The 18420-nt window shown below is 56.0% G+C and carries 20 protein-coding genes, 1 pseudogene and 1 riboswitch; of the genes and pseudogenes, 13 read left to right on the top strand and 8 right to left on the bottom strand.

Annotated elements, in window-relative coordinates:
* A partial coding sequence (locus tag BLR97_RS14780; protein WP_211605167.1) for a transposase occupies positions 1–152 on the top strand: 152 nt, incomplete at its 5' end.
* A gap of 265 nt (positions 153–417) precedes the next feature.
* Here BLR97_RS14780 and BLR97_RS14785 read toward each other — a convergent pair.
* Positions 418–738 (bottom strand): winged helix-turn-helix transcriptional regulator, encoded by a 321-nt coding sequence (locus BLR97_RS14785; protein WP_089707299.1) that lies wholly within the window; start codon positions 736–738, stop codon positions 418–420.
* Positions 739–876: 138 nt separating this feature from the next.
* Between BLR97_RS14785 and BLR97_RS14790 the strand changes: the two genes are divergently transcribed.
* The 6 genes and pseudogenes from BLR97_RS14790 to BLR97_RS14815 all read left to right on the top strand — a co-directional run bounded on the left by BLR97_RS14790 (position 877) and on the right by BLR97_RS14815 (position 4591).
* The gene (locus BLR97_RS14790; RefSeq protein ID WP_089707300.1) at positions 877–1113 is read left to right on the top strand and encodes a thioredoxin family protein; all 237 of its coding nucleotides are present in this window, start codon (positions 877–879) and stop codon (positions 1111–1113) included.
* A 274-nt stretch (positions 1114–1387) separates the two neighbouring features.
* Positions 1388–1525: pseudogene (locus BLR97_RS14795) on the top strand (type II toxin-antitoxin system YoeB family toxin); the annotation flags it as partial.
* 167 nt (positions 1526–1692) lie between these two features.
* The gene (locus BLR97_RS14800) at positions 1693–2514 is read left to right on the top strand and encodes an aldo/keto reductase (RefSeq protein ID WP_089707301.1); all 822 of its coding nucleotides are present in this window, start codon (positions 1693–1695) and stop codon (positions 2512–2514) included.
* A gap of 51 nt (positions 2515–2565) precedes the next feature.
* Positions 2566–2979, top strand: coding sequence for a hypothetical protein (locus BLR97_RS14805; protein ID WP_089707302.1), 414 nt, complete (start codon positions 2566–2568; stop codon positions 2977–2979).
* A 68-nt stretch (positions 2980–3047) separates the two neighbouring features.
* Positions 3048–3923, top strand: a complete 876-nt coding sequence (locus BLR97_RS14810; RefSeq protein ID WP_244511323.1) for an aldo/keto reductase — start codon at positions 3048–3050, stop codon at positions 3921–3923.
* A complete protein-coding gene (locus tag BLR97_RS14815; RefSeq protein WP_089707303.1) occupies positions 3920–4591 on the top strand; it encodes an MFS transporter permease in 672 nt (223 codons plus the stop codon). The genes BLR97_RS14810 and BLR97_RS14815 overlap by 4 nt, the downstream gene beginning before the upstream one ends.
* A 56-nt stretch (positions 4592–4647) precedes the next feature.
* Here the strand turns inward: BLR97_RS14815 and BLR97_RS14820 are convergent, their stop codons facing one another.
* Positions 4648–5193 (bottom strand): DUF6624 domain-containing protein, encoded by a 546-nt coding sequence (locus tag BLR97_RS14820; RefSeq protein ID WP_089707394.1) that lies wholly within the window; start codon positions 5191–5193, stop codon positions 4648–4650.
* A gap of 35 nt (positions 5194–5228) precedes the next feature.
* On the opposite strand from BLR97_RS14820, the gene BLR97_RS19980 reads away from it, so the two are divergent.
* Entirely contained in the window at positions 5229–5360 is a 132-nt protein-coding gene (locus tag BLR97_RS19980) for a type II toxin-antitoxin system Phd/YefM family antitoxin (protein WP_244511324.1), read from the top strand.
* Positions 5361–5531: 171 nt separating this feature from the next.
* Here the strand turns inward: BLR97_RS19980 and BLR97_RS14830 are convergent, their stop codons facing one another.
* Complete coding sequence (locus BLR97_RS14830; protein ID WP_089707304.1) at positions 5532–6137, bottom strand: porin family protein; 606 nt, start codon at positions 6135–6137, stop codon at positions 5532–5534.
* Positions 6138–7264: 1127 nt separating this feature from the next.
* Here BLR97_RS14830 and BLR97_RS14835 point away from each other — a divergent pair.
* Entirely contained in the window at positions 7265–7459 is a 195-nt protein-coding gene (locus BLR97_RS14835; protein ID WP_244511328.1) for a phage integrase N-terminal SAM-like domain-containing protein, read from the top strand.
* Between the two features lie 135 nt (positions 7460–7594).
* Here the strand turns inward: BLR97_RS14835 and BLR97_RS14840 are convergent, their stop codons facing one another.
* Entirely contained in the window at positions 7595–8047 is a 453-nt protein-coding gene (locus tag BLR97_RS14840; RefSeq protein WP_089707306.1) for a hypothetical protein, read from the bottom strand.
* 209 nt (positions 8048–8256) lie between these two features.
* Positions 8257–8414, top strand: a riboswitch (TPP riboswitch).
* A 77-nt stretch (positions 8415–8491) separates the two neighbouring features.
* On the opposite strand from BLR97_RS14840, the gene tenA reads away from it, so the two are divergent.
* The 3 genes from tenA (at position 8492) to BLR97_RS14855 (ending at position 12908) form a co-directional block, all read left to right on the top strand.
* The gene (gene tenA, locus BLR97_RS14845; protein WP_089707395.1) at positions 8492–9160 is read left to right on the top strand and encodes a thiaminase II; all 669 of its coding nucleotides are present in this window, start codon (positions 8492–8494) and stop codon (positions 9158–9160) included.
* Between the two features lie 26 nt (positions 9161–9186).
* Positions 9187–11076: a phosphomethylpyrimidine synthase ThiC gene (thiC, locus tag BLR97_RS14850; protein WP_089707307.1), complete on the top strand. Its 1890-nt coding sequence runs from the start codon at positions 9187–9189 to the stop codon at positions 11074–11076.
* 161 nt (positions 11077–11237) lie between these two features.
* Positions 11238–12908 carry a hypothetical protein gene (locus BLR97_RS14855; protein ID WP_089707308.1) on the top strand — a complete coding sequence of 557 codons (1671 nt, stop codon included), beginning with the start codon at positions 11238–11240 and terminating at the stop codon, positions 12906–12908.
* A 104-nt stretch (positions 12909–13012) separates the two neighbouring features.
* On the opposite strand, the gene BLR97_RS14860 is transcribed toward BLR97_RS14855, so the two are convergent.
* Entirely contained in the window at positions 13013–14092 is a 1080-nt protein-coding gene (locus BLR97_RS14860; RefSeq protein ID WP_089707309.1) for an NAD(P)-dependent alcohol dehydrogenase, read from the bottom strand.
* A gap of 203 nt (positions 14093–14295) precedes the next feature.
* On the opposite strand from BLR97_RS14860, the gene BLR97_RS14865 reads away from it, so the two are divergent.
* Complete coding sequence (locus tag BLR97_RS14865; protein WP_089707310.1) at positions 14296–15762, top strand: DASS family sodium-coupled anion symporter; 1467 nt, start codon at positions 14296–14298, stop codon at positions 15760–15762.
* Positions 15763–15865: 103 nt separating this feature from the next.
* Here BLR97_RS14865 and BLR97_RS14870 read toward each other — a convergent pair whose 3' ends face one another.
* The 3 genes from BLR97_RS14870 to BLR97_RS14880 form a co-directional block, all read right to left on the bottom strand.
* Positions 15866–16093, bottom strand: coding sequence for a CsbD family protein (locus tag BLR97_RS14870; RefSeq protein ID WP_422821927.1), 228 nt, complete (start codon positions 16091–16093; stop codon positions 15866–15868).
* Positions 16094–16155: 62 nt separating this feature from the next.
* Positions 16156–17253 carry a DUF2955 domain-containing protein gene (locus tag BLR97_RS14875; RefSeq protein WP_244511325.1) on the bottom strand — a complete coding sequence of 366 codons (1098 nt, stop codon included), beginning with the start codon at positions 17251–17253 and terminating at the stop codon, positions 16156–16158.
* A 2-nt stretch (positions 17254–17255) separates the two neighbouring features.
* Positions 17256–18317: an HlyD family secretion protein gene (locus BLR97_RS14880; RefSeq protein WP_089707312.1), complete on the bottom strand. Its 1062-nt coding sequence runs from the start codon at positions 18315–18317 to the stop codon at positions 17256–17258.
* Between the last annotated feature and the right edge of the window lie 103 nt (positions 18318–18420).

Below are 18420 nucleotides of genomic sequence, written 5' to 3' on the forward strand. Positions count from 1 at the left end.
CGCGCATGAGTCCTAGCAACCTGAGGCTCAAGCTCATCAAGGTAGGCGCGGTCATCATCCGCAATACGCGTCGAATCCGCGTACTCATGAGTGACAGCTACCCCTATAAAACGGCGCTATCCGATCTCGTCAGGCGGTTGGTGCCGAACTGACTGCTCGGGCGCCCCCGGCCCGACGCAATGGGGGAAAGGGGGAGGTGTGTCTGAACGACGGAAAGTGGTTAAAAAGTAGCCGATGTAAGTCGAACCAGTAGGTATTTAACGGTGTTACAGCCTGAGTGCGGTACTGGCTGAGGTGCTATGAGAAATCCAGGCTAGTAAGGTGCTAACGACCGTGCTCAGGCGCCGCCCTGGAGCTGTAACGCAGCGGATGAGCGGTCGCTGTACCGCCGATTGTTAGCCAACAATGCTTATCTCATTATTTGGTTTCTTGATAGCCAAGCTCTGTATCAAGAGTATGAATTTGTTTAATTATCATGATGAGCTTTTTACCCGAAGGCGTTAGCGAATATTCCGTTCGCGGCGGAACCTCCGGAAAACTCTTCTTCTTGAGAAGACCATAGGATGTCAGTTTACGAAGCCGTTCACTCAAGACCTTTGTAGAAATACCATCAATATGCCGTTCAAGAGCGCCCGGCCGGTTAACGCCTTCGTCGACAGAAAGTAGCACCGAAACCGACCACTTGCAGCCGACGACCTCTTCGAGTTTGCGGTAAGAGCTAGGAGTGCGTGAGCTAATATTTTTTCTCCTTAATTCTCGCTAATTTACACCGAAAAGTGCCTACGACACCTGAGGGTTCCCGCTTTTTTCGTACCCGTTAAGGCGCCACTGTTGGCATGTGCGCACAGCACAATTACATACAACAGGAGTCTTAATATGAGCAATAAAGCAATCTTTTACCATGCGGGATGCCCGGTATGTGTGGCCGCGGAGGACAACGTTGCAAAGGCAATAGATCCTACTCGTTACGACGTGGAAATCGTTCATCTTGGCAACGACAAATCCCGCGTTTCAGAAGCTGAAGCGGCTGGTGTCAAGTCGGTGCCCGCGCTAGTTCTGGACGGTGAGCCGTTTCATATCAACTTCGGTGCAAGCCTCGCCGACTTGAAGTGATAGTTGCAACTCTCGTAGTGTCTCTCAGCCAACGGACGTGAGAGGCGCTACGTTTTATTGCCTAACGACTGGCCTCAGCGATGGCGCGAGCGCGTAGCGCACGGGCCATCCGCCGCCAGCACTTATTGGGCTTGTATACGCAACGACGCACCGCCACTTACGTTGAACGCATCTTCAATACGCTCAACATGACGAGGCAGTGTCTTCGGGGGAAGCTCGCTTCTGTGGAAATGCCGAATATCGTCGGCTTCATCGCTAAGACGAATCGTCCAAAATAACTGCGAATGCCCCGAGATTATGCACGGTAAATCTCCCTAGTAAGCCCAACGCCTGGGAAGACTATCTATACTGGCAGAAAACTGACAAGAAGGTTCTTAACCAAATTCACAAGCTAATCAAAGAGACCAAGCGATGCTGGATATTAATCCGACGTAAATAAGCACCTGCAAGATCACCGATGAGCTTCTCAAATGGAGGCGGCTTTCGATTGCGCAAGGTGCTGGTTTTGATCCATGAACGGCGATGGCGGCGGGCAGTCAGAACAGCATCACAGCAGGAGATACAGTAGGAGACAGCGATATGCAGATGATTGAGCTAGGCGGAGAAAGCGTACCCCGTATAGGCCAGGGCACCTGGCATATGGGCGAGAATGCCGGGCAGCGGCAGGCTGAGGTCAGAGCCCTGCGTGAAGGCCTGGATCTGGGCATGACGCTGATCGATACCGCCGAGATGTATGCCGAGGGCGGCGCTGAAGAGATCGTTGGCCAAGCGATCCGTGACCGGCGCGATGAGGTGTATCTGGTCAGCAAGGTCTACCCACACAACGCCAGCACCAAGGGTGTTCAAGCCGCCTGCGAGCGCAGCCTGCGCCGGTTGGGCACCGACACTATCGACCTGTACCTGCTGCACTGGCGCGGCCAGTACCCGCTGAGCGAAACAGTGGAAGCTTTTGAGCGGCTGCGCGAGCAGGGCAAGATCCTGCGCTGGGGCGTGTCGAACTTTGACAGTGACGACTTAGCAGAGCTCGACGCACCCGCTTGCGCCACCAACCAGGTGCTCTACAACCCCGAAGCACGCGGCATTGAATACGACCTGCTGCCCTGGCAAGCACAACACAACATGCCGCTCATGGCCTACTGCCCGATCGGGCAAGGCGGCGCGCTATTGCATGACGCCACCCTGCAACGCATCGCCGACAAACACAGCGCCACCACCGCGCAAGTCGCCCTCGCCTGGGCACTGCGCTACCCCGGTGTGATTGCTATTCCTAAAGCCGTGAATCTGGATCACCTCAAACAGAACGCCGGGGCAGATAACGTCAGACTCGATGAAGAGGATCTGGCACAGATCGACGCCGCCTATCCTCGGCCAACGCGCAAGCAGTCTTTGCAGATGGTATGAGGACGCGCCATTAACGGATCAGGATTAACGGACTAGGACAGGAGCGCTGTCATGTCACTGCCCGCCCCACAACCCAATGGCTGGATTAGCTTCCTCGCCCACCTGCTGTTTATCCTCGCCGCGTGGACGTTGTTCATCAAATACCTGTTTCCCATAGGTTACGCGTTGGCATACGGCGAGCCCTGGGCACGCTATATCTATTGGGATCTATGGCCACTGACGCACGTCTGGCTCGGCTGGGCGCTGCTCGAACGGCCTCGCTATACGCGTGCATTGGCGGTGGGCATGTCCGTCATTGAAATCCTCATCATCTGTACCCTGTTCGCCCGTTTTCTCGCCGACCCTGAATGGTCGATCTGGCGCACCAACTGGTTTGTGAATAAGGTGTTTGTACTGACATGCTTTGTGCTGGTGTTGGCCTCCACGGTGCCGATTCAAAAAAACCTGAAGGAGCGACCGCTATGAAGCATCACATCAAGCATCGCATCACGCGCAGACAAAGCCTTACGCTCATCGGCGCCACGCTCGCCGCCGTGACACTTCCAACCGCATCGCTTCTTGCCAACACGGGCGGGATGCAACAGAAGACCTTTGCGGGCACGGGCAAAACGCTGCCCATTATCGGCATGGGCACCTGGCGCACGTTCAACGTTGGCAACGACCCCGAGTTGCTCGATGCCCGTACCGAGGTGGTTAAGGCATTCTTCGAGCATGGTGGCGGCCTGATCGACTCTTCGCCCATGTATGGCTCGGCGCCGGATGTGATGGGCTATGCCTTGCAGCAGCTCGGCACGCCCGAGAGCCTGTTTTCCGCAGAGAAGGTCTGGAGCCCCGCCGGTGGTTCAGCCCGCGAGCAGGTAGCCGAGCTTGAAGACCGCTGGCAGGTGGAGCAGTTCGATCTGGTACAGGTACACAACCTAACCGACTGGCGCGAGCACTTGGCAGCGCTGCAGGAGATGAAAGCCGAAGGCACCATCAGCCATGTCGGCATCACCACCTCGCACGGGCGCCGCCACAGCGAGATCGAGCAGATCATGACGTCAGAGGATATCGACTTCGTTCAGCTCACCTACAACATCACCCACCGCGAGGCTGAAAACAGGTTACTGCCCCTGGCAGAAGAACGGGGCATCGGCGTGATAGCCAACCGCCCTTACGATGGCGGCAGCCTGATCAAGAACCTCAAGCGCCGTAACGCGCCACTGCCCGAGTGGGCAGAAGCGGAATGCGGCTGCACCACCTGGGCGGACTTCCTGCTGAAGTTTATCGTCAGCCACCCGGCGATCACCTGCGCGATACCCGCCACCACCCAGGTCGAACACATGCGCGAGAATATGCGCGCCGGCCACGCCCCCATGCCCTCGCCCGACGCCCGGCAGCGGATGGCCGCCACTATCGAGTCGCTATGAACGCGTGGACAAGCTACCAGCTGCAGGACTTTATTCCCTTCACCGCGGAGGTTTACTTTCGCCTGCTGGAGCGCATGGGCGAAACCTTCTGGCCGCTGCATCTGCTGACCCTCGCGCTGGGCGCCGCGACCCTTGTGCTGGCGCTGACACAGCGCACGCGAATTGCCTGCCTGCTCCCCGCCCCTTTCTGGGCCTTTGTCGCCGTCGCGTTTTTCTTTCAGCGCTATGCAGCGCTCAACTGGGCCGGAGGCTATGTTGGAGACGCTTTCATCGTCCAGGCCGTGCTGCTGGTAGTGATGGCGCTAACGGGATGGGGAATGGATAACGCGCCACGCGCAACAAACCCACCAGTTGCTATAGGTATAGCCATCACCCTCTTCGGCCTGATCATAATGCCACTGATGGCGCCGCTGAGCGGCGGCCCCTGGTTCCAGGCGGAAGTGTACGGCATTCATGCCGACCCCACAGCGGTGACCACGCTTGGCCTGGTGCTTATCATGCTCCGGGGTTTCGCGCTATGGATCGCCGCCATAATCCCAGCGCTCTGGCTGGTCGTGTCAGGCCTAACGTTGCAAGTGCTGGATTCGTCGGGCGCCGTTGTGCTGTTCGCCGTATTGGCGATTGCGCTTGTTGGGCTGGTTTGGAAAAGCATCGCGTCCAAGCGATAGCGGCTCAGCACCGATGCCGTTGACACGGAGGCAAATCGGCTGCGTACCGCGCTTAGTTAACGGGTTTGTTCGATATTTGAGCGGCGCTTACGCTCTTGCTCAACCATTTGCTCCTGACGCTCCTCAAGGGAGTTCAGCCCGAGGCGGACACGGCGTTCATTCACCGTCGCCGCATCTTCGATAGGAAACGGTGTTGGCCACCCTTTTTCATCAACATCGAACTGGGTACCATAGACCTGAGGCTTACCAGATAAGGTACGCACCCGATCCTGCAGAAATGCCAACTGCCACCCCGCTCCCTCTTCTCTGGCAACCGCCTCTTCCAGCAGGCCGGCACACTCCGCCATAAAATCAAGATCTGATACAGAATGCTGAGCGACCAGCCAGGCCGCTTTGGCCGCTTCTTCACCAACGTGCGGGATACCAGGCCAACCGTGGACGCTAATGATTTCTTTCAGACGGGCAGTATTTTGCTCGTGCAAGGCTTTCATTCGGGGATGGTAGGACTCAGCGGGCAGTTCGCCAGCATCGAAGAGCTGCTGCAACATGTGCTGGTCTTCGCGCATCATCATGACTAGCTCGTCTGCAAGGTTTTGGTTCATCAACATCTTACCGTTTAACGCGTGGGATCAGCCTTATGGATGCCATTAGCTACACGTCCGTTAGAACCAATCTAGCAAAAACCATGGAGCAGGTCTGTGAAGACCATTCACCAATAATCATCACCCGCAACAAGGCCTGTGGTAATGATCTCTCTCGAAGACTATGAGGCGCTACAAGAGACAGTCTATCTCCTGCGCGCACTAAGAGCGCCCGTCGTTTGCTGGAATCCGTTATCGAGCTGGAGCAAGATGGTGGTCAGCAAAAAAAACTTGTTGAAAACGGCAGCGCCGGGGCGAGCCCCGGCGCTTATATCGTACATGGCAAAACAAATTGACGTTTAGAAGCGGAAACCGGCTGACGCGGTAAAGGTGTCGATCTGATAGTCGCTGTCGAAGTCGTAGCGCTCGTATTCGGCACGAACCAGGAAGGGGTCGAAGTTGAACTGCGCGCCGACACCGTAGACCGGATCGGTGCCGTCCTGATCTTCAAGGTCAACGTTAGCACCGCCAAGGTTACCGTCGACGTCGGTTTCCCACTTGGCCACACCGGCCTTGGCGAAGGCGGTAAACCAGGAGGTGATGGGCAATTGACCGACCAGACTCGCCCCGTAGGCGTCGGATTCCAAATCGGTATTGGCGCCACTGTTACCCTCTAGGCGCGTACGACCAAGATCGGCATAGAAGATTTCGGTAGCGAAGTAAGGATTGAATTCGTAGCCGACGAAACCTTTAAAGACGTTGTCTTCGTCATCATCCAGTTCAAAGTCTTCAGCGCCATCGGAGATGAAATCGTCGACATCGTCGTCGTCGTTCTCCAGCGAGCTGAAACCGGTACCGATACCCAGATAGAGTCCATCAGCATTGGGTGCAGCGAATGCCGACGGTGCCGTGGCGAGCAGAGCGGTAGAGGCAAACGAGGCGGTAAGTAGGGTTCTGAGTTTCACGTGTATTCTCCTTGTGACGACTTGCTGTGAACGATTCTATGAATCGTCATGGTATTGAAAGGCTGTCCTGCCTTGATTCACGCAATGTGACAGTCGTTTGATTCACACGTATCAAACATAGGCAGAACACTGTTCGATAACAAGGAGGCTTCAGTTACGGCAGGTAAACTTTTGTTGCATAAAAGTGCCTCTACCGGGAAGGTAAAGGCGCTTCGGTCATCGACCCAGAGCCGAAAACGGTTCATCAATATTGGGAGCATTGCCGGTTATTGGTCTTGGCGAATCAACCATGAACACTGACTGAAATATAAAGTCACGGATGAGGCTTTGCTTATTGCCCAGCTCCGGTATCACTACTGATTTAACGCTTGGCTTTGCGGCGTACCGAAGCGCTAGCGTAGGTACGTCCGACAACAGCCACTTGTTAGAGCGACCCATCACAGCGTGTTGTATATAGGCTTTTTTTGATCCGGAACTTGTCTCGAAAATTTTGAAAGTGCCTCGTATTCAAGATAAGCCACCCAACCTAACCGCCGAAGATCAGTCGGATTAGGATCAGCAGGGTTACACCTGACCGGCATCGCGGCCACAAAAAGATTCGAAGTCCAGTCGTCAAAGCTCCCGATAGCCTTAAAGATAGTCCAACCACCACTGTGGCCATCACGACCGCGGATCGAATTCTGAAACTGCGACCATCTTTGAGTCAGGCCACCTTTGGATTTAGTCATTCCTACATAAACAACATCGCGCCATCGAACGGCATGCCCGGCTAGATCGTCGTCTGAAATTGCAATGACATATACGCCTGGATACTCTCGGCCTGAAATGTCGAAACGGCTCTCCCATGGAGTCCATCGACTAAAGCTCAGCGGTGGTATCGATATCTCTCTCATTTTCTTGTCTCTAACAGTAATTATACGCCCTGCTGCATAACCTCAATGAACGTGTCGGCGCGTTCATTGAGGTTATGCAGCTACCAGATTAAATCTACCCCATTGATTCCCTTGATAGCAAAGCCAATTTTGGCAGCATATCCAAAATTTGCGTGCTTGCGCGATTTGCTATTCTCAACAATACTGTATACAAAATCAGCAACCAAAGCTGCATGGGTGCAACCTATGAACCTTATGGAGAGGGTGAAGGCTGCCCTCAGAGTCAAGCACTATAGCTTTCGTACTGAGAAAACCTATTGCTACTGGATTCGCTTTTTCATTCGTTTCCACAAAATGCGGCATCCTGCCAATATGGCGGGCAATGAAGTGCGGCAATTCCTTAGAACCTGGATTCATAGAATAACCGCAGCACTTTGGATCACACCGTAGAGGAAGAAGGGCCAGCGCCGGTACCCTCTCGACTTTACCGACCAAAGTGTAGCAGAGCATGGGATACCGGCAGCTGACCCAGGCATAACAATAACAAGTTTATGCTTATCTTGAGACCGCCGTTGAATTCAGAGGTTATGGCGTACAGTTGGCCGTTGGGTTAGCGCTTTGACACATTTCCTCTACCTGAAGTTGAAGGAACAGGTCTTGGTGCACTTGTACTTTATGATACCAAAGACAGAACCCTCCTCCAGCCATCACTAGCCCCACAATAACAGATGAGTAGAAAACATAACGAAAAGCTTGGAATTCATTCAAGAGGCGCCGAGCTTCTTTCGTTCCAAGTTGATTAACATTTGTGAGGGCACGTAGCTCATAAACATGCTCTTGGTCGGGGCATTCCTGAGCTTCCAAAAAATTAAGTTGCGCCTCATTCTTAACCTGAGAACATTCAACGTCATACATTTTATCGTTTAGTTCCCGCCTTAACTTAGTATAAAGAAAGCCACTGGCAAAAATTACCATAAGCCCCGATAGCGCCAGAAACTTGTAAAGACTATCTGTTGGTAAGTTTGGTAAATCGATCATGGCTTCTCACATCGCTAGCAATAATTCTACACCACGCTACAAAACCTCAATGAACGCCATAGCGCGTTGATTGAGATTTTGTAGCTGCCCACTTAACCCTACCCACCGAATCTTCTAATGGCAAAGCCAATTTTGGCAGCATATCCAAAATTCGAGTACTTGTGCGTCCCCTTGCATCTCCCCCACCCGCCTCCTACACTCCACCAACGAACAGCTTGACGGGGTGCCGGTGATATCCGGCTGAGATGGCGCAGGGCTAGCATTTTTTTGCTGCCGAGCGCTGGTCCCGCTGAACCTGATCCGGCTAATGCGCTGCTATTTGAATTGCAGCGCGGGTACCGGCGTAGGGATCAAGCGATGGCCATGGCTTCATTTCACGCCACCTTTCCGCGCCATTTCCTCGATCTCTCGCCTGCCCTCCGGATCATTACCACCGGAGGCATCATGGGCTACTGCTTTACCGATCTCACTAACGCTTGTCACGATGAATGGCGCGCCTATATCGAGCACGACTTTGTGCGCCAGCTGGGCACGGCGACGCTGCCTGAGGCATCGTTTCGTCACTACCTGAAGCAGGACTACCTGTTTTTGATCCACTTCGCCCGCGCCTATGCGCTGGCTGCCTATAAAAGCCCCACCCTTGCGGATCTTCGCCAGGCCCATGAAGGCATGAAAGCCATCGTGGACGTGGAGCTGGGCATGCACGTGGGCTTTTGCCACGAATGGGGCATCCGCGAGGCGGAGCTGGCTGAGCTGCCGGAAGCCAGGGCGACGCTTGCCTACACCCGCTATGTATTGGATACCGGCAGCCGCGGCGACCTGCTCGATTTGCACGTGGCACTGGCCCCCTGCCTGGTCGGCTACGGCGAAATCGCCAACTGGCTTAACGACCAGCCCACCACGGTGCGCGGCGCGCAAAACCCCTTTGACGCCTGGATTGGCATGTACGAGAGCGAAGAGTTTCAGTCCGCCATGCGGGCGGAGCTCGAATGGCTCAATGCCCGCCTTGCCGATGTATCCCCTGCCCGCTTTAATGAGCTGAGCAAGATCTTCCGCGATGCCACTCGCCTGGAAATCGACTTTTGGCAGATGGGCCTCGACCTCACTGACTGACTGCCAACAACGACAAGGAAGCTACTATGAGCAAGACTAGCCATTTTTTAGCCGAAACCGCCCAGGTGGATGCCGCCGCCATCGCGCCGCTGCCGGGCTCGCGGAAGGTGTACGTGGAAGGCTCGCGGCCGGATATTCGCGTGCCGTTTCGTGAGATCACCCTCTCGCCCACCAAGACCTCCGCCGACGACGAGCAGAACCCGCCGCTGCTGGTCTACGACACTTCAGGCCCCTATAGCGATCCGGATGCTAACAATGACCTGCGCCGCGGTCTGCCGGAACTACGCCGAGCCTGGATTGAAGAGCGTGACGATACCGAATTTCTATCAGGCCCCACGTCTGATTACGGCAACCGCCGCGCCAACGACCCGACGCTTGCCCAGCTGCGCTTTGATCTAACCCGAACACCACGCCGAGCAAAACCGGGCAAGAACGTGACCCAGCTGCACTACGCCCGCCAGGGCATTATCACCCCGGAAATGGAGTTTATCGCCTTGCGCGAAAACCAGCGCCGGCAAGCGCTAGGTACCGCTGAAGTAGAGCGCATTCTGGGCCATCAGCACAAAGGCCAGAGCTTTGGCGCCAGCCTACCGGAAGAAATCACCCCTGAGTTTGTGCGTGATGACGTCGCCAGAGGGCGGGCGATTATTCCCAATAACATCAACCACCCAGAAAGCGAGCCAATGATTATTGGCCGTAATTTCCTGGTCAAAATTAACGGTAATCTGGGTAACTCAGCGGTGACTTCTTCTATCGAAGAAGAGGTAGATAAGATGACCTGGGGCATCCGCTGGGGCGCGGACACCATTATGGATCTCTCCACTGGGCAGAACATCCACGAAACCCGCGAGTGGATTTTGCGCAACTCGCCGGTGCCGATTGGCACAGTGCCTATCTATCAGGCGCTGGAAAAGGTCAAAGGCGTGGCCGAAGACCTCACCTGGGAAGTCTTCCGCGATACGCTGATCGAGCAGGCCGAACAGGGCGTGGACTACTTCACCATTCACGCGGGCGTACTGCTACGCTATGTACCGCTCACCGCCAAGCGTGTCACCGGCATTGTTAGCCGCGGCGGCTCGATCATGGCCAAGTGGTGTTTGTACCATCACCAGGAGAGCTTCCTGTACACCCACTTCGAAGACATCTGCGAGATCTGCAAGCAGTATGACGTGGCGTTCTCCCTCGGCGATGGCCTGCGCCCCGGCTCGGTGGCAGATGCCAACGACGAAGCGCAAATGGCGGAGCTGAAAACCCTCGGCGAGCTGACCCATATCGCCTGGAAACACGATGTGCAGGTAATGATCGAAGGCCCCGGCCACGTGCCCATGCATCTAGTGAAAGAGAACATGGATAAACAGTTGGAGTACTGCGACAAAGCGCCCTTCTATACATTAGGGCCGCTGGTAACGGATATTGCCCCCGGCTACGACCACATTACTTCCGGCATTGGGGCGGCGATGATCGGCTGGTTTGGCTGCGCGATGCTCTGCTACGTCACCCCCAAGGAGCATCTGGGCCTGCCCAATAAAGACGACGTCAAAACCGGCATCATCACCTACAAGATTGCGGCCCATGCGGCTGACTTGGCCAAAGGCCACCCGGCCGCACAGCGGCGCGACAATGCGCTTTCCAAGGCGCGGTTCGAGTTCCGCTGGGAAGACCAGTTCAACCTGGGGCTGGATCCGGATACCGCCCGCGAATACCACGACGAAACCCTGCCCAAGGACTCCGCCAAGGTGGCGCACTTCTGCTCCATGTGCGGGCCGAAGTTCTGCTCCATGAAGATCAGCCAGGAGGTGCGAGATTACGCCAACGAGCACGGGCTAAACGGCGATCAGGAAGCCGTCATGAAAGGCATGGAGGAACAAGCGGAGAAGTTTCGCGATAAAGGCAGCGAGCTGTATCAGGAGGTTTAAAGCAGCAGCCTGGGAAACCACGCGGCTGCGTATGGTGGCTCTTGAGTGTTGCAAACCTCAAGGGTCACTTTTTTACTTAAGCAGAAGATAATAAAGAAAACTTTGTGTATGATTATCATTTACTGATTGCAAACCCACACCATTCAAGGAACGAATATCCGATGAAAACCAAGCTTTCCCTGGCGATTACCCTGATCAGCGCGGGGCTGATCAGCGGCTGCAGCGACGACAAGGCATCAACCGACGCAGCGACGATACTGGATTATATTCCGGCTGACGCGCCCTACTTCATGGCCTCCAGTGAGGCAATGCCTGAGCAAGAGGCCTTCGACCTCTACCAGCGCATGCAGCCCATGGCGAGCCTTGAGTCTGACCTGGATGAACTGCGCGATACGCTGGCCGATACTGACGATGACGTGTCGCGGGCAATGATAAAGCTGCTGATCGCCATGGGTGAAGAGCTCGACGGTGTTGAATCCCTGGATGACTTCCATGCGCTGGGCTTGAAGGCGAGCCCTCGGGCCGCCTTGTATGGACTGGGTATCTTGCCTGTATTTCGCATGCAGCTGCAGGATGAAGAGGCGTTTCGCGAAACGCTCAAGCGTCTCCTGACCAAGGCAGAGATCAATCCCCGCACGGCCACCACCAACGGCACCGATTATTGGGTTCTGACCCCCGAGGCGCCCGTCCAGGCGGTTCTTGTCATTGAAGATCAGCAGTTGCTGATGTCGGTAGTCCCCCAGGATGCCAGCGACGCGTTGCTTGCTCAGGTGCTGGGTAGCGATTTACCTGACAGCAGCCTTGGCGACTCTGGTGCGCTGGCAGAACTTGAGCAGCGCCATGACTTTACCCCCTACGGTGCCGGGGAAGTCGACTTTTCACGCCTGCTTAATGAACTGAGCTCCCCCACCCATTCGGGGACTCAGGCATTGATGGACGCCGTTGAGGCTGAGCAACTGGATCTGTCGGCCTGCCAGGCCGATATTGATCGCATTACCAGCCGCTTCCCCGGCCTTGTGATGGGCATGCGCGAGTACAACCAGGATCGCATGGAGATGAATGTCATTCTGGAAACCGATGAAGCGATTGTCACTGACCTGCGCGCCCTGACGACTCAGGTGCCAGGCCTTGGCAGCACAGAGGGTATCGCCAGTGTCGGCATGGGCCTTAATTTGCCGTTACTGCTTCAGACGGTTCAAAAATATGCCCGGGAGGTTCGTCAGAACCCCTTCAGCTGTGATGAATTGCAGGATCTGAACAGCGCCTGGAGCGAGATCAACATGGCGATGAACAACCCTGCCACCATGATGATCGGGTCAGCGCTATCCGGCCTGAGAGCGCGCATCGACAGCCTGACAATGATCGACGGCGAACCCAGTGGCAGCGGCATCCTGACCCTTGCTTCCCCAAACCCGATGGGGCTGGTGACGACCGCAGCCACCTTCTTGCCTGAACTGGGCGCGCTTGGGCTTGAGCCAGGCGGAGACGCCAAGCAAATCGACAGCATGTTGCTGCCGCCCGAAACACCGCCGCTGTATGCCGCCATGTCGGATACGGCGATTGCCCTGGGCGCAGACATCAGCGACCCAGCGTCACTGCAGGAAGCGCTTCAAGCCCCGGCATCAGAGCAGGACTTACTGCTTCATGGCCACCTGGCGAGTGAGTTTTATCATTCGCTGGCCGATGTCATGGAGCAGGCGCCTGCCGACGCGCTGGAAGCGTCCGATATTGACATGTTCCGGCAGTATGGCGATACCTACAAGCACATGGAGTACGGGGTCAGCGTGGGCGATGCCGGCGTTGAAATGAACCTCTCGCTGGAACTCAACTAAGGCCTGGCGGCTATTGCCGCCTGCAAAAAACCCGCTGACGGCTGGATAGCGACCGTTAGCGGGTTTTTCGTTTTTGGCTCATTGTTGAACTGGGCGACTGAAACTCAGGAGACCTCGAGCGCTACTTTCAATACGCCGTCGCGCTGGTGGGAAAACAGGTCGTAGGCATCGACGATGTTCTCCAGCGCGAAGCGGTGGGTGACCATAGGGCCCAGATCCAACCGACCGGCGGCGATAATGCTCATCAATCTGCGCATGCGCTCCTTGCCGCCGGGGCACAGCGAGGTAATGATCTTGTGGTCGCCCAGGCCCGCGCAGAACGCGCCCAGCGGAATCGTCAGGTTTTCGGAGTAGACACCGAGGCTGGATAGTGTTCCACCGGGTTTCAAGACGCGCAGGGCAGACTCGAACGTCTGCTGCAGGCCGAGCGCTTCGATAGCCACGTCCACGCCGCGCCCGCCGGTGAGCTTGAGGACTTCATCCACCACGTCGACCTTGCGGAAATCCAGGGTGACGTCAGCGCCCATCTGCTTGGCCATGGTCAGGCGTTCATCCACGCCGTCAACGGCGATGATCATGCCCGCGCCGCGCAGCCTTGCGCCCGCCGTGGCGCACAGACCAATCGGTCCCTGGGCGAATACCACCACGGTGTCACCGATCTTGATACCCCCGGCTTCGGCCCCGGCAAAGCCGGTCGACATAATGTCCGGGCACATCAGCACTTGTTCATCGGTCAAGCCGTCAGGCACCGGCGAGAGATTCGCCTGAGCATCGGGCACCAACAAATACTCTGCCTGAGCGCCGTCGATGGTATTGCCAAACCGCCAGCCGCCCATCGGCTTGTAGCCGTGGCTATGGTGACCGCCATCCTGGGAGGAGCAACCGTCCTGGCAACCATAGGAGGTAAAGCTGGGGCAGATCGCCCCGGCAATCACCCGTTGGCCTTCCTGGTAACCCTGAACGTTGGCACCCAGCTTTTCGATGATCCCCACCGGCTCGTGACCGATAGTCAAGCCGCGCTCCACCGGGTACTCGCCTTTGAGGATATGGATATCGGTGCCGCAGATCGTGGTGGTGGTCACGCGCATCAGAGCGTCGTTGGGGCCGATTTCGGGGATGGGTTTGTCGTCGATTTCGATGCGGCCGGGCTCGACAAAGATGGCCGCTTTCATCATGGCAGGCATAGGGCGTTTCCTCTATCAGGGGATTCATGACGCTTCACCATTAAGTCATAGCTTCCGGCACGTAACATTGCGCTAGATCATGCTTCGAATTGACGTGGGGCAAGTCGGCAAGAACCTACCCGATATAGACTTTAGTTAAGACTGATGCGCTACTCGATTGCCTGTAAGCGTGTCTCTTAAATCTACTTTAAATAGGCCACCATATGCCGACGCTACCTTTCAAACCCTGGCCGACCGTTATTGCGGTGGCTGTGACCCTGCTGATTTGGCTGGCTATTCCCTTACCGGAAGGCCTGACCTCAGATGCTTGGCTGATGCTGGCCATTTTCGTAGGAACCATCGCCGCGATTATCGGCAAGGCAATGCCCATCGGCGCTATCTCAATCATTGCCATTTCGGTCGTGGCAGCGAGTGGCGTGACCAGCGACAATCCGGGCACCGCCATTAACGATGCATTAAGCAGCTACTCCAACTCGCTGATCTGGTTAATTGCCATCTCGATTATGATTTCACGGGGGCTGATTAAGACGGGGCTAGGGGCTCGCATCGGCTACTACTTCATTTCCATCTTCGGCAAGAAGACGCTGGGAATCGGTTATAGCTTAGCCTTTTCAGAACTCTCTATTGCCCCCGTCACGCCCAGTAATACCGCCCGCGGTGGCGGCATAATGCACCCCATCATGCGCTCTATTGCGAAAGGCTTTGACTCACGCCCAGAAGACGGCACTTCGAGCAAAATCGGCAAATACCTGGCTTTAGTAAATTATCACAGCAATCCCATTACCTCAGCGATGTTCGTCACCGCAACCGCTCCCAACCCATTGACCGTAGAACTGGTTTCAGTCGCCACCGGGGCGGAAATCCAACTGAGCTGGATGACCTGGGCAGTCGCCATGCTACTGCCTGGCCTCGCCGCTATCCTGGCCATGCCTTTAATTCTTTATCTGCTTTATCCGCCGGACATTAAACAGACTCCCCATGCCACGCAAATGGCCCGCGATAAGCTTGCCGAGCTGGGTAAGATCAAACGAGACGAAAGCATTATGCTGTTTGTCTTTCTGGTGCTGCTGCTGCTTTGGGCGGATATCCCGGCGCTATTTCTGGGCGATTCCGTCACCCTCAACACCACCACCTCTGCGTTTATTGGGCTATCGATACTACTGCTGACCGGCGTATTAACCTGGGATGATGTGTTGGCAGAAAAGAACGCCTGGGACACCCTACTTTGGTTCGGCGCTCTGATCATGATGGCGACCCAGCTCAACCAGACGGGCTTGATCGACTGGTTTTCCACCAATATGCAGGACTGGATCACCATGATGGGCATCGGCTGGCTGGGAGCGTCTGCTCTGCTGGTGTTGACCTTCCTCTACACCCATTACTTCTTTGCCAGTACCACCGCGCATATCACCGCCATGATGGCCGCCTTTCTCACCGTTGGTTTAAGCCTTGGCGCGCCGCCCATGCCGTTTGTGCTTATCATGGCTGCCACGTCTTCCATCATGATGACCTTAACCCATTATGCCACGGGCACCTCCCCTGTCATCTTTGGCTCGGGCTACCTAACGTTAGGCGAATGGTGGAAAGCAGGCTTCATTATGAGTGTGGTGAACCTCATTATTTGGGTAATCGTTGGCGGCTTGTGGTGGAAACTGCTAGGCCATTACTGAGGTGCTCTCAAATGCTTCAACGATGATAATGCGAGACGATAGTTTTACGCCGCTTAAACACCAACAGGGGGCCGAAGCCCCCTGTGGGTATCTGTATAACTAATTAGCGCTGTTTCTTATGGCTATCCTTGGCCTCACCTGCGCCTTTTTGAACTCCACCTTTCGCTTGCTGAGCCTTACCTTTGGCTTCGGTTTTGCCGCTACCGGCAACCTTGCCCGCCGCTTCCTTCACCTTGCCGGCAGCCTTATGGGCAGCGCCTTTCGCTTTATCTTGTTTGCCACTTGCCATGATGAACACCTCTAATCCGTTAGTGGAGATGATATCGTGCACTAGTAAATACTTACTTCATGCACGACTCAGTCATCAGCGTAGCCGGTATTGGCAAAGTTGCCTCAACTCGTTTCAGAGGAAGAACTGAGTAGCCGTGTCGGCGCCCAGCGATTGAGTAACGCGTGCAGGCAGGCCATAACCAGTAACGTGACCAACAGCGCCAAGCTCATCGAGGAAAAACGATATAGCGCACTGTAAACAAGGTCTTGCTCGGGCCCCAGCGACTGGCCGAATAAAATGCCGAGCGTGGTTAGGCCGCCAAAACCAATGCCCGAGCCGGCGCCTTCTAATATATGCTCGCGGGCAAACAGCATTAGTCCCAGCCAATAAAGCAGTATCACCAGCAAAAAATGATGGCTTTGGGTATACAGCAAAAGCTGCATGGCCAGCGCCAGATTACAGCCCAACAGAGTTCCTACCGCGCGCTTACCGGCCGATACGCGCGCGCCAGAGTAACCCAGGGCGAACAACACCAGAATGGTGGCCATCTGCGCCGAAAGCGAGCCCTGCAAATCGAACAGTTGGAAGACCACGAACGATAACGTAGCGGTAATCCCGCCCATTAGGGTTTCGTGGCGAATCTGCGCGGCGGGCTTTTCGACTCGGGGCGGCGGCTTACGCGGCTCAACGTCGGGAAACAGCGCATGCATCAGCATGGCAATAAATACCGCCAATAGACTAGCGGCGAGATTGCAGGCCAATAGATCGCTTAAGTCCACACTGGGATAGCTGGCAAAGTGCAGCAGAATGCTCAGCGTTAGCACGCCATTGGCTCCGAACAGAAACAGCGGCCCTTTCGCCATCAGGTTAAATCGAAATAAAAACATGCCCAACACCACCAGCGTCATCACTACTGGCATATGCTTGAGCAAGCCCACCACCAAACTCACTTCGAGCACATTGATCGATACGTTGGCCAGAAACTGACGCACAATATGGCCATTTAAGATAGGCACCATGCCCAGCAAGAACATTGGGAACACGGTGAAGAACACGCCGTAATTCCAGCCCATCAGTTGACTAACCACAAACCCCAGCGTGCCCCCACCCGCTACACGAAGGCACTGGCGCAAGCCGTTCTCAGTTAGCGCGGGGTGCTTGGCAACTGCCGCATCGCGGGTCGCCAAACGATTGCGCTTTAGTCCGCTATTAAAGGCCATGCTCAATACACCGCATGTAGCCAGCTCACCAGATGCGCCTGCAGCGCGGCGAACGGCCTGGCGAGGAGATGGTCACCCGGCACCAGCTGTACGCTGGCGCGTGCACCACTGGCAGGTAGCGCTTCGAGGGATTCATCGAGCGACACGTGGAGCCTCAACCGCTGAGCATCGCGTACCCAACGGTCGGTGGTCGGAATATCGGCCAGTTGACCGTCCGCCGCCAACTGGCCTTCACGCACGCCAGCATCAAAGGCGCTGACGCGACCCTCAAATACCTTCCCCGGCCAGGCATCCAGCACCACCTTGGCGCTATCGCCTGGGTTTACATGGCGCAGGCTTTTTTCGCGGAAATCGGCAATGATGTCGATGTTCTCGGCGACCAGCGCGAGCACAGGCTGACCGGCCTGAACGTAGTCACCCGGCTGCAATTGCAGGTTGGTCACCACACCGGGCGCGTCGGCGCGCACCTGGGTATGCGCCAGATCCAGCTCGGCCTGGGCGACCGCATTGCTGGCCTGGCGCAAACGCAGATTCGCCTCGCCTTCTTCGCCAAGCTGAACTTCCAGACTGTGGGTGCGCGCCTCGGCCGCCGCCACCGCCGCCTGAGCGGTTTGCGCGGCGGCGACGCGCTGCTCGAACTGCTGACGCGACACGCCCTGCCGGGCGACAAGGGCTTCAGCGCGCTCGCGTTCGCCACGCTTTTCATCGGCGGTGGCTTTAGCCGAGGCTAGCTCTGCCCGCGCCGCTGCCAGTTCCGCCGCCAGGCGAGCATTGTCTTGCCTGGCTTGTTCGCGCTGTAACTCGGCCTCTGCCAGCGCTAGTTGAAACGGTTCCGCGTCCAGCCGAAACAACACGTCACCTTTAGCGACCCGCTGATGATCTTTCACCACCACTTCGCTGACCGGTGCACTCAACTCGGGGGCGATACGCGCCACCGGGCGCAGCACCCGTGCTTCGGGCGTGAGCGGCATAAAACTGTCGGCGATTAAAAAATACACAAATAAAACCACAAAGGCGGCGAGTACCACCTTTACCCAGCGGGTAAATCGTTGTTCAGGGGACATGCGAAGCTCGTTAGCGTGTTAATTACAACGCTAGCCTAGCATTTAATTAGCGCGCTAACAATATTGACAGTAATGCCTGATACAAAAATGCCGCCCGTGATGG

The sequence above is a fragment of the Vreelandella arcis genome, from assembly GCF_900103865.1.
In the GTDB taxonomy this organism is placed as follows: domain Bacteria; phylum Pseudomonadota; class Gammaproteobacteria; order Pseudomonadales; family Halomonadaceae; genus Vreelandella; species Vreelandella arcis.